This is a genomic window from Mesorhizobium sp. RSR380A, from assembly GCF_054719385.1.
Genome location: NZ_JBTTIB010000001.1, coordinates 2,066,517 through 2,077,694, shown reverse-complemented (window position 1 = coordinate 2,077,694; position 11,178 = coordinate 2,066,517). Strand labels below are relative to the sequence as shown.

The 11,178-nt window shown below is 63.5% G+C and carries 12 protein-coding genes; 3 read left to right on the top strand and 9 right to left on the bottom strand.

All coding sequences use genetic code 11. The annotated features are described in order from the left end of the window. Positions 1-159 precede the first annotated feature (159 nt). Positions 160-708: an invasion associated locus B family protein gene (locus tag ACYG9Z_RS10030; RefSeq protein WP_023751727.1), complete on the top strand. Its 549-nt coding sequence runs from the start codon at positions 160-162 to the stop codon at positions 706-708. Between the two features lie 55 nt (positions 709-763). On the opposite strand, the gene ACYG9Z_RS10025 is transcribed toward ACYG9Z_RS10030, so the two are convergent. The 9 genes from ACYG9Z_RS10025 to ACYG9Z_RS09985 all read right to left on the bottom strand — a co-directional run bounded on the left by ACYG9Z_RS10025 (position 764) and on the right by ACYG9Z_RS09985 (position 8,704). After that, positions 764-2,272: an aldehyde dehydrogenase family protein gene (locus ACYG9Z_RS10025; protein WP_023733647.1), complete on the bottom strand. Its 1,509-nt coding sequence runs from the start codon at positions 2,270-2,272 to the stop codon at positions 764-766. Positions 2,273-2,292: 20 nt separating this feature from the next. After that, entirely contained in the window at positions 2,293-2,637 is a 345-nt protein-coding gene (locus tag ACYG9Z_RS10020; RefSeq protein ID WP_023672951.1) for a cupin domain-containing protein, read from the bottom strand. Between the two features lie 23 nt (positions 2,638-2,660). After that, positions 2,661-3,002 (bottom strand): cupin domain-containing protein, encoded by a 342-nt coding sequence (locus ACYG9Z_RS10015; RefSeq protein ID WP_023672950.1) that lies wholly within the window; start codon positions 3,000-3,002, stop codon positions 2,661-2,663. A gap of 21 nt (positions 3,003-3,023) precedes the next feature. Next, positions 3,024-3,374, bottom strand: coding sequence for a cupin domain-containing protein (locus tag ACYG9Z_RS10010; protein WP_023672949.1), 351 nt, complete (start codon positions 3,372-3,374; stop codon positions 3,024-3,026). Beyond that, a complete protein-coding gene (locus ACYG9Z_RS10005; protein WP_023751728.1) occupies positions 3,371-4,645 on the bottom strand; it encodes a glycosyltransferase in 1,275 nt (424 codons plus the stop codon). The genes ACYG9Z_RS10010 and ACYG9Z_RS10005 overlap by 4 nt, the downstream gene beginning before the upstream one ends. A gap of 9 nt (positions 4,646-4,654) precedes the next feature. Further along, entirely contained in the window at positions 4,655-5,728 is a 1,074-nt protein-coding gene (locus ACYG9Z_RS10000; RefSeq protein WP_023712266.1) for an ABC transporter ATP-binding protein, read from the bottom strand. Continuing rightward, positions 5,725-6,516, bottom strand: coding sequence for an ABC transporter permease (locus tag ACYG9Z_RS09995; RefSeq protein ID WP_023672946.1), 792 nt, complete (start codon positions 6,514-6,516; stop codon positions 5,725-5,727). The genes ACYG9Z_RS10000 and ACYG9Z_RS09995 overlap by 4 nt, the downstream gene beginning before the upstream one ends. A gap of 186 nt (positions 6,517-6,702) precedes the next feature. Continuing rightward, the gene (locus tag ACYG9Z_RS09990) at positions 6,703-7,545 is read right to left on the bottom strand and encodes an ABC transporter permease (protein WP_023712268.1); all 843 of its coding nucleotides are present in this window, start codon (positions 7,543-7,545) and stop codon (positions 6,703-6,705) included. Between the two features lie 94 nt (positions 7,546-7,639). Then, positions 7,640-8,704, bottom strand: coding sequence for a polyamine ABC transporter substrate-binding protein (locus tag ACYG9Z_RS09985; RefSeq protein WP_023686655.1), 1,065 nt, complete (start codon positions 8,702-8,704; stop codon positions 7,640-7,642). A gap of 235 nt (positions 8,705-8,939) precedes the next feature. On the opposite strand from ACYG9Z_RS09985, the gene ACYG9Z_RS09980 reads away from it, so the two are divergent. Both ACYG9Z_RS09980 and ACYG9Z_RS09975 read left to right on the top strand, forming a co-directional pair. Then, complete coding sequence (locus ACYG9Z_RS09980) at positions 8,940-9,878, top strand: GntR family transcriptional regulator (RefSeq protein ID WP_023685712.1); 939 nt, start codon at positions 8,940-8,942, stop codon at positions 9,876-9,878. Positions 9,879-9,888: 10 nt separating this feature from the next. Then, complete coding sequence (locus ACYG9Z_RS09975) at positions 9,889-11,172, top strand: glycosyltransferase (protein WP_023685713.1); 1,284 nt, start codon at positions 9,889-9,891, stop codon at positions 11,170-11,172. Positions 11,173-11,178: the final 6 nt, after the last annotated feature.

The window sequence follows — 11,178 nt, the reverse complement described above, 5'->3', positions numbered from 1 at the left end:
CATGATTGTTTGCTTTACACGTACAAGATTTCAAAGTTGTTTATTGTGGTAATCCAGCAACAGTAATTTAGCCGGCGCTCATGTACCGTATTGGCTTCCCCGCCAGGCTCGGCTGTTGTATCAACGCGCTGGGCGAAACCCTGACACGACGAGGATCGGGTGGCTTCATTGCTGAGAACCGTTTGTGGGCGGGCCGCCTGGGTCGGCGCGCTATGGCTGGTCGTGTCGGCAGGGTCGGCGCTTGCCGAAGAGCCGAAGTCAACCAAATCTGCCGAGACAAAGCCTGCAGAAGGCAATCCATGGTCGCTAAACTGCGCTAGCGGATCGGCCGGCACCGAGCTTCAATGCCAGGTCTCCCAAAACCTTACCGAGGCCAAGACGGGGCAGCGCGTTCTTACCGTTACGGTTCGCCGCGACAACGGCAATGGCAACCTCGCGATGCTGCTGGCCTTGCCGCACGGGCTGTTCCTGCCTTCCGGCGCCTCGTACCAGATCGACCAGGGGCAGAAGACGACCATCGCCATCCAGACCAGTGACCAGAACGGCGCCTATGCCGCGACCCCTTTGTCGGCGGACCTCCTCAAGGCGGTGAAATCGGGAACCAACCTGAACATCGGCATCGAGTCGGTGACGCGCAAGCCGGTGACCATTCCGGTCTCGCTTGCCGGATTCACTGCCGCGATCGACAAGCTTCAAGCGTTGAAATAGCCGGCCTATCTCGGCAGATGCGTAAGCATCAGCTTACGTTATGGACTAGCCGGGCTCACACGTGCTTGCGGCCGCCTGTCTCGCGGAACCAGCTGTCGGGGTAGGGGTACCACCAGTCCTTGATCGCCGGTCTGTGGTCGATGATGACCATCTTGGAGCGTCGGAAGGCGTCGAGTCCCTGGCGTCCCAGCTCGCGGCCAAGGCCTGATGCCTTCCAGCCGCCGAAGGGCAGGGCGTCATTGTCGATCAGCGGGTTGTTGACCCAGACCATGCCGGCCTCGAGCCGCTCGGCCGCTTCATGCGCCTCGGCGAGGTCGGTGGTGAAGACCGAGGCGCCGAGCCCGAACGGGCTGTCATTGGCAAGCCGGATCGCTTCGTCGAAATCCTTTACGCGGCAGATCGCTGCGACCGGCCCGAAACACTCTTCGCGCACGATCGCCATATCGGGTGTAACCCCGGTCAGGATCGTTGGCTCGTAGAACCAGCCATTGTTGTGCGCCGGCGGAATGCGCCCGCCGGCAACGGCTATAGCGCCGTTGCTGATAGCATCATCGACCAGCCGCATCACTTTCGCCCGGGCGGCTTCGCTGACCAGCGGGCCGATCTCGGTCTTGTCCATGCCATTGCCGATGCGCAGCGCCCGCGTCTTCTCGGCGAACAGCTCGACGAAGCGATCGTGAACCGAGTCGACGACAAAGAAGCGTTCGGCCGAGGTGCAGACCTGGCCGGTCAGGTGGAAGGCGGCGGTGACGCTGCCGGCTGCCGCCACGTCGAGCGGCGCGTGCTCGCTGATGATCAGCGGATCGCTGCCGCCGGCTTCGATGACGCAAGGCTTCATGCGCTCGGCGCAGGCGACTGCCACGGCTTTGCCGGCGGCGACCGAGCCGGTGAAGGCGACAGCGTGGGTGCGCTCGGAGGCGATCAGCGCCTGCGCGGTGGCGGCCGTGCCAGGCAGGCAGGCGACCAGCCCTTCCGGCAGTGAACGGAACACCGTCATGTAGTCCAGCGTCGACAGCGTCGTCGCTTCGGCCGGCTTGATGACGCAGCCATTGCCGGCGGCAAGCGAGGCCGCAACGGTCCAGCACATCAGCAGGATCGGGAAGTTGTAAGGCATGATGTGCACGGAGACGCCATACGGCTCGTAGCGCGCATACTGGAACGACCCGGCCTGCGTCGTACCGGCGATCTTGCCGGCGTCGTCGCGCGCCATCTCGGCATAGTAGCGGAAGATCGGCGCGCAATTGGCGATCTCGCCGATTGCTTCGGGATAAGGCTTGCCCATCTCGCGCACCATCAGCTCTGCGCAGCGGGTGAAGTCCGCCGCCTCGATGGCGTTGGCGACCGCATGCAGATGCTTTGCCCGGCTCTTGGCATCGAGCTTCTTCCAGGCGGCTTGTGCCGTGGTTGCGGCACACAGCACCGCATCGACCTCACCGTCCGTTGCGGCGGAGATCGAGCCGACGGTCTCCAGCGTCGCCGGATCGATCACCGGTTTTGCCGTGCCGGTCATCGGCCGGTAGTCCGGATTGACGAAGAAAGCCGGCCGTTCAGCGGAGAATTGCATGGTCGTCCTTTCAGGTCCGCTCAGCGGATCATGTAGACCTTCTTGATGGTCTCATGGACGGTGCAGACGCCTTTCCAATTCTGAGGAAAGAACGCCGCCGTGTCCGGCTCGATCTGGATGACCTCGCCCGATTCGTGCACATAGGTGCAGCGGCCCTCGAGGAAGTGGCAGAACTCGTCGCGGGTGACATGGCAGTGCCATTTGCCGGGGGTGCAGACCCACAGGCCGCATTCCGAACGGCCCTCCGGCCCCTTGTAGAGCAGCTTGCCCGAGGTGTGGGACACGCCCTCGATCATGGTCGGGATGACGCCCCAGTCGACGAGGTCGGTGATGGCAAGCGGGGATTGCATGATGGGCGTGGTCATGGCGATTTCCTTTAAAAAAGTGCTCAGCGGCACATGAAGGCCTTGGTCAGTGTTTGCGTGATGGTGGAGGTGCCGGCCCAGCCGGCGGGGAAGAACACCAGCATGCCGGCCTCGACCGGGATCTCTTCGCCATTCTCGCGGACATAGGTCCCGCGGCCCGACAGGAAATGGCAGAACTCGTCGGCGGCAAAGGTAACCTTGCGGCTGCCTGGCGTGCACGACCACAGGCCGCATTCGCTTGAGCCGTCCGGGTTCTGCGAGAGGATCCTGCCCGAGGCGCGCGGCGAGCCGGCAAGCGTGTTGCTGCCCCCGCCCCAGTCCTCCAGTTTCACGGTCGAGGCCTTTGGCCAGTGCGGTGTCGGCATATTGGGAAGCTCCGTTGCTGTTCAAGCCAGCATGTAGACGTTGCGCATGGTCTCATGCACGGTGCATTCGCCTGTCCAGCCGGCAGGGAACATGACCACGGTCCCGGCTGCGACTTCTACCACCTCCCCGGCATCCGACCGGTACGTCGCGCGGCCGGCGACGAAATGGCACAATTCGTCGCGCGGAATCGAGAGCCGCCAGCGGCCGGGCGTGCAGACCCAGATGCCGGATTCCGGCTGGTTGTTGGGTCCTTTGTGGACAAGCCTGCCGGTCGAGTGCGACGCGCCGTCGAGCGCGTCGGACTGGGCGCCCCAGTCGACGAGGTCGGTGCGGGTGGAGGCTTGGTAAAGGTGCGGGGCGGAGGAGGTCACAGCAACTTCTCCAGCAACCCTGCGGCCTTTTCCGGTCCGTTCTGTGCCCGCATCTGCGACGAGGTCTTCGCCAGCTTGGCCTTCATCTTGGGGTCGGTCAGGCAAGCCTCGATCCTGCTGACCAACTGGGCGTCGCTCCAGTCGTAGCGCGGCATGCCGAAGCCGTGGCCGGTTTCCTGGACGCGGGTGGCGTTGTCGTGGCCGTCCCAGACATAGGGCATGATGATGGCCGGCTTGCCGAAATAGAGGCACTCCGTGAACGAGTTGTTGCCGCCATGGTGGATGACGGCATCGACCTGCGGGATGACTGAAGGCTGCGGAAACCAGCTCTCGACGATGACGTTGTCCGGCACATCCGTGTACAGGTCCTTGTAGCCGCCGACATTGACCAGCGCGCGGTAACGGGTCTTGCCCAGTGTTGTGATGATGCGCTTCAACAAATCGACATCGCCAGCGCCGAGGCTGCCGAAGGAGACATAGAGCAGCGGCCCGTCATTGTTCTCGGCGAAGGTCGGCACGGCGTATGGCTTTTCCTGCCGCACGCAGCCTTCGAGATACTGGAATTTCGTCGTATCAAGCGGATGGCGGCGTTTGAACTTTGCCGCTTCGGGATAGAGCAGCAGATTGAGATAGGGCGAGGTCTCGAAGAACTGACCGACCGGGTATGGCGCTTCATTGTTTGCGGTGAGGAAGGCGTTGAAGTCGTCGTGGATGGGCTTGATCACCGCATTGAAATGATCGCGATAGCGCTGGTGGCCCACATGGTCGTTCTCGCCGCAACCGGAGAGATGCGGCGGGATGTCCTCATCCTCGATCTCGTTTTCCGAGCAGGAGATGACGCGCACCCAAGGCTTGCCGAACTGTTTGATGGCCGGAAACAGGATGACATTGTCGACGCAAATGACATCAGGCTTGATGGCGGCCAGGACTCGCGGCAAATCCTTCTGCGCCCATTTGGCGCTGTCGACGATCGCGGTCCAGCAATCCTTCACGTAATTGTCGACCTGATCGTAGGGCGATTTGCGGAAGTTCGGCATGTGGCCGTTGATGAAGTCTTCCCAGAATTTCGCCATCTGCTCGGGCGGCATCGGCTCCGACAGGTTCACCGGATGCGCTTCGAAGCCGTAACCCTTGTAGACATCGACAAAGCCGGGGTCGGACAGGAACACTGCCTTATGGCCGCGCGCCTCGACCGCTTGCGCGATGCCGACCGAATTGAGCGCCGGGCCATAGGCCGCTTCGGGAAAAAACGCGATCGTCTTCTGCGCCATCAAGCTCTCCTATTCCTGAAAAATTCTGACATCGGCGGCGTCCCAGCCGAGTTCGACCTGATCGCCCGACGAGACCGGCCGGCGGTCGGCGGCATCGGCGGTGACGCGCACCAGAAATGGTTTTGGCGACAGAGGCGTGCGGATATGCAACTGCAGGTCCAGCCCGTGATAGGCCAGCGCCTCGACCATGCCGGCGGTGCGGTTGGCGGTCTCGGGTGACGGGAACAGCCGGATGCGTTCGGGTCGCACCGAGGCCACGGCGGAAGCGCCGGGTGAAAGCGCGGCGGGAACCTTGCCGGCAATGCGCGCGCCGTTCGCGGCGATCACGCCATCCGCAGACACCTTGCCCGGTACGAAATTCATCACGCCGATGAAGTCGGCGACGAAACGGTCGGCGGGATGCTCGTAGATCGCATGCGGCGCGTCGCATTGCAGCAACTGGCCGTCCTTGAGCACCGCCATGCGGTCGGCCATGACGAGTGACTCTTCCTGGTCGTGGGTGACGATGACGAAGGTGATGCCGACTTCGTGCTGCAGGCGCTTCAGCTCCAACTGCATGGCGCCGCGCAGTTTCTTGTCGAGCGCCCCGAGCGGTTCGTCGAGCAGCAGCAACCGAGGCCGTTTGACCAGCGCGCGGGCGAGCGCGACGCGCTGCTTCTGGCCACCCGACAATTGCTCAGGCTTACGGTCGGCGAAGGGGACAAGCTCGGTGGTGGCCAGAATGGCCTCGACGCGGGAACGGATTTCAGCTTTCGGCAAGCGCTCCATCTCCAACCCGTAGGAGACATTGGCGCGCACGCTCATATGCGGGAACAGCGCGTAGGACTGGAACATCAGATTGACCGGCCGCTTGTTGGGCGGGGTCCGGGCGATGTCCTTGCCATCGAGCAGTATGCGGCCGCCGGTTGGCGTCTCGAAGCCGGCCAGTATGCGCAGCAGCGTGGTCTTGCCGCAGCCGGAGGGTCCAAGCAGCGCGAAGAACTCGTTTTCGCGGATGTCGAGCGAGATGCCGTCGACGGCGGTGACCCGGCCGAACTTCTTCGAAACGTTATCAATGGCCAGCAGCGTGCGCGGTTCGCTCATTGGCCGATGATCCCACGGTTGAGCCGCTGCGACAGGGTCAGCGCGGTGATGGATACCGCCATGACGATGGTCGCCAGCGCGTTGATCTCCGGCGTGATGCCGAAGCGGATCATGGCGTAGATCTGCATCGGCAGCGTCGTCGAGGCGCGGCCGGCACCGGCGGTGAAAAAGGCGATGATGAACTCGTCGACCGAGAGCGTGAAGGCAAGCAGAGCGCCGGCAATCACTGCCGGCGCGATGACCGGCAATGTCACACGCCGGAAGGTGGTCAGAGCCGAGGCGCCGAGGTCGGCGGAGGCCTCGACGATCGACCAGTCGAAACTCTTTAGCCTTGCGCGCACCACCGAGCAGACGAAGGCGAGGTTGAAGACGACATGGGCGAGGATGATGGTATGCAGGCCCATGGTCAGGTTTAGCATGGAGAAGAACGACAGCAGAGCGATCGCCAGGACGATGTCGGGGATGATCATCGGTGCGAAGATCAGCGCCTCGAGACCCCTGCCGTATTGCCGGCGCATCTCGATGCCGATGGCCAGCAGCGTGCCGAGCAGCGTGGCGATGGCCGTGGAGACCAACGCCACGATCAGCGTGTTGAGCGCAGCGGAAAGGATTGCGGAATTGCCGGCCAGCGAGGCATACCATTTCAGCGAAAAGCCCGACCATGCCGTCGGCAATCCGCCTTCGTTGAAGGACAGCGCCACCAGCACGGCGATCGGGATGTAGAGGAAGGCGAAGACGAGGGTGAGGATCGTCCGCATGCCGAGCGTACGGGTGAAGGAATGGGTCATCGCCGGCCTCCGACAATTGGAGGGCAAGCGAACGACCAGAGTCCTTCTCCCTGTTCGCGGGTAGAAGCTACCGGCAGGCAGACGGGGGGCAGCGTTGAGCGTCGCAAAGGTTGACGCCGCCCCTCATCCGCCCCTTCGGGGCACCTTCTCCCGGTGAACGGGGAGAAGGCAAGAATTGCGCGGCGCTCAGCCATAGGCGTCACCCCTTGCCTCAGCCGCACGCCCCGCGGCGCGGTCGGCGGCGAGCGCCTGCGCCATAAGCACCAGAAGCATGATGGCGATCAGCGCCATCGCCAATGCCGCGCCAAACGGCCAGTCATTGGCGGTCAGGAACTGGTCGTAGACGAGGTTGCCGATCATCTGGAAGCGGCCGCCGCCAAGCAGCGCCGGGGTGACGAAATTGCCGATCGACAGCACAAAGACGAAGACAGCACCCGCAGCGATGCCGGGCACGGTCAGCGGCAGGATGACACGTCGGAAGGTGGTGGCAGCGGAGGCGCCGAGATCGCGTGAGGCCTCGGCCAGTTCCGGGTTGAGGCGTGACAGCGGCGCGTAGCAGGCGAGGATGACGAAGGGCAGATAGTTGTAGACGAGGCCTGCGATGACCGAGCCTTCGGTATAGAGCATCGAGGGCGGTTCGCCGGTGTAGCCGAACCAGCGCAAGAGCTGGGTGATCAGGCCTTCGCGGTTCAGCAGCACGATCCAGGCATAGGTGCGGATCAGGTAGTTGGACCAGAACGGCAGCACGGCGAAAAACAGGAACACCGGCTGCCACCGGCGCGGGGCGGCCGCGATCGCATAGGCGGCGGCATAGCCGATCACCACCGCGATCAGGGTCGCGGTGCCGGCGATACGCGCCGATTTGAGTAAGATGCCGGCATAGAGCGGGTCGAAGACCAACCCGAAATTTTCCAGCGTCAAAGTGTAGTCGATGCCGCCATAGACGCCGCGCCGGAAGAAGGCGAGCGCCAGCACCAGGGCGCATGGGATAACCATCAGCGCGGTCAGCCAGACCAGCGCCGGGGCCATCAGCAGAGAGGAACGAAGTCGGGTCTGGGACAATTTCTCGGGTACCGCTCAGGGCCGGCGGCAGAAGTGCTGCCGGCCGTGAAGTCTGCGCCGCTTACTGCGCGGCCTTGATCTCGCTGACGATCTTGGAATAGTCGCGCTGGGCTTCGCCGACGTCACGCAACTGCTCGAACTTGACGAGATCGGCCACCGGCATCGCCATGTTGGGGAATTTGGCCAGGAAGTCGGCCGGCAGGCTTTCCATCGCCGGCTTGTTCGGCACCTTGTAGTCGATGTTCTGCGCCGCCCAGGCGTGGTTCTTGGCGTCGAGCATGAAGTTGATGAACTTGAAGGCGTCGTCCTTGTGCTCGGACGCCTTCATCACCACCATCGTGTCGACCCACAGGTCCGAACCTTCTTTAGGGATGACGTATTTGATCTCCGGCTTGTCGGCGATGCCGTAATTGCACCAGCCGTCCCAGGCCTGCACCATCAGCGCCTCGCCGGAAACCAGCTTGGAATAGAAGGTGGTGTCGTCATAGGCGAGCAGGGTCTTCTTGGCGGAGATCAAGAGGTCCTTGACCTCGGCCATCTTGGCCGGGTCGGTCTCGTTGACCGAATAGCCCTTGTCGAGCTGCCCGGCGGCCAGCAGCCAGCGATCGGTCGCCAGCATGGTGGTCTTGCCCTTCATCTCGTCGGAAGGGGCGAGCAGGTCGCTCCAGCTCGTGGGCGCCGTCTTGACAAGGTCAGAGCGGTAGCAGAGGCCCGTCGTGCCCCAGGTGTAAGGCACGGAGAAAGCGTTGCCGGCATCGTGCGGCAGCTTGGTCGCTTCGGGATAGAGGTTGGCGAGGTTGGGGATCTTGGCATGGTCGATCGGCTCGGTCAGGCCAAGCTTGTTTAATACTTCGGCGAAGGGCGAGGAGACGAAGACCACGTCATAGCCCTTGCCGCCGGCGGCAATCAGCTTGCCCATGATCTCTTCATTGGTGGCGTGCACCACCACTTCGCCGGCAATGCCGGTGGCGGTCTTGAAAGCGGCCATAGCGTCGGGTGCCATGTACCCATCCCAGTTCGAAATAACGAGGTCGGCTGCGGCGGCCGGCCCCGAGAGCGTCAGGGCGAGACCGAGAGCGATTGAGGATGTATTGAGCGCACGGCGCCGCAGGCTGGTAGCGGTCATGGCAGTCTCCCATTCGGTTTGATCGTCGAAATCATTTGCCGGACCAAGGCCGGCGACGCGCGCGCCTGCCTCGATCCTGTTCCCTCGGTCTTTTCTCGCCGATTGTGCCGACAGTACTATTGCAGAAAAAAGTACGTCAATCCATAATCTGTCAACCGACGGAGGAATTTGGCCGATTGTCCCTGTTCCGGCGATCAGCCAGACCAATGCGCCACATTCGCATTCGAGAAAAGTCATGCAAGCCGTAGCCAGACGACCTCGCACCAACCATCTCGATCTGGCGCAGCGCATCCTGGATGTGGCGCGGCAGCGTGGCTTCGAGCCTGGCGCCCGCCTGCCCGAACAGCAGATCGCCTCGCTGTGCAATGTCTCGCGCACGCCCGTACGCGCCGCACTCGGCCTGCTCGCGGAACGGGGCGTGGTGCGCTGGGAGGCCGACAGCGGTTATCATCTGACGGTCGACCTCGCCGCCCAGCCCGCCATTGCCGCCGAACTACCTAGTGCGGAGGAAGACGAGCTCGCCGAAGCCATCCTGCGCGACCGCTCGGCGCGACGGTTGGACCAGACGGTGACCATCGCGGGGCTGATGCGACGCTACGACGCTGATCGCAAGACGGTACTAAAAGCACTTAACAAACTGACCGACGAGAATCTTCTGGATCGTGCGCCTGGGCAATCCTGGTTGTTTCGCCGCGCGCCGGACGATCCGGAGGCGCAAGGCGAAAGCTACGAGTTCCGCCTGGTGCTGGAGCCGGCGGCCATCCTGACGCCAGGCTTTCGGCTGGACGGGGCGCGGGCAGCAATGTTGCGGCAAGGCATGGAAGCGCTTGCAGCGCTGCCGGACGAGACATTCGACACGCGCGAGTTCCAGCGGCTGGACATGGATTTTCATGGCATGATCGCCGAGGGCTGCGCCAACCGTTTTGTGTCGGATGCATTGGCCGATCATCTCCGCCTGCGCCGGCTGCCGGGCATCTATTCCGGCGTCAACGTGTTTCGGCTGCGGCAATCGTTGCGCGAACACTCGGGCATACTCGACTATCTTGAAAGCCGGCAGTATGAGGTGGCTGCCGATCTGCTTCGCATCCACCTGCGGCTCTCCCGCAGCCAGCGACCGCAAGCAGCCAGCCGCGGAGCTCCCGCACTGTTCGGCATGATCAGCCGGCCGGATTGAAGAGGAATAATTGACGCGTAAAGCCAGCCCGACCATCGCGCTGTTTCCCGAAGCCAGTTTCGGCGCCGCGTTGAATTGCGTCGGTATCGCACAGGCATTGCGCGCACGGGGCGCTCGCCCCGTCTTCATCTGCCATGCCGGCTTCTCCGGCGTCTTTACCGACTATGGCTTCCAGGAATACCATCTGCCGACGGATGAGCCGCTGAGCGACAGCGAGCGGCAGAGCTATTGGCAGGCCTTCGTGCGCCGGCACCTGCCGCATTTCCGGCTGAGCCCGATCGACCAGCTCGAGACCTATGTCGCGCCGACCTGGCAAGCGATCGTCGACACCGCCGTCAACGCCGAGGCGCCGCTGCGCCAATTGCTGGCGCGGCTGAAGCCGGATGTGGTGGTGCTCGACAACGTCATCATGTTCCCGGCGATCGCCGCCGCCGGCTGCCCGTGGGTGCGCGTCGTCTCCTGTGCCGAGACGGAACTGCCGGATGCCGAGGTGCCGCCCTATCTCTCGGGGATGGGTGCCGACGACCCGCAACGTGCGGCGTTCGAAGCGCGCTATCTCGCGGCCTCCGCACCCGCGCATGAGCGCTTCAACCGTTTTCGCGCGGATGCCGGCCTGGCGCCGTTGCCCAAGGGCCTGTTCCTCGAGACATCACCCGACCTCAATCTGCTGCTGACGCCAGCGATCGTACGGCGTGAGCGGGCCGAGCCGCTCGACCCCAAACGCTTCGTTTATCTCGAAGGCTGCGTGCGCTCGGAAGGGCCGTTCGAGGTGCCGGTGTTTCCGCGCAATGGCGGGCCGCTGGTCTATGTCAGCTTCGGCAGTCTCGGCGCGATGGATGTCGGGCTGATCGAACGCATGCTCGCCGTCTTCGACCGGCTGCCGGCGCGCTTCATCGTCAATGCCGGCGGCCTGCGCGACGCCTATCGCGCGGTGCCGGACAATGTCTATCTCGACGCCTGGTTTCCGCAGCCTTCGGTGGTGGCGAAGTCGGACCTGTTCATCCACCATGGCGGCAACAACAGCTTTTGCGAGGCGCTGCGCTTCGGCGTGCCGTCGCTGATCATGCCCTATTGCTGGGACGGTCACGACAATGCGCAACGCGCGGGAGAGACAGGTGTCGGCGACCATATCGGCCGCGACGCCTGGACGGAAGGGGGATTGGAGAGAGCCATTCTCGGCCTGCTGGCCGACGATGCGATGCGCGCCCGCCTCAGGGACAATGCTGCCAAGATGGCGCTGACCCCGGGAACGGATGTGGCCGCGCAAGCCATACTCTCTCTCATAGGTACGTGAACCAAA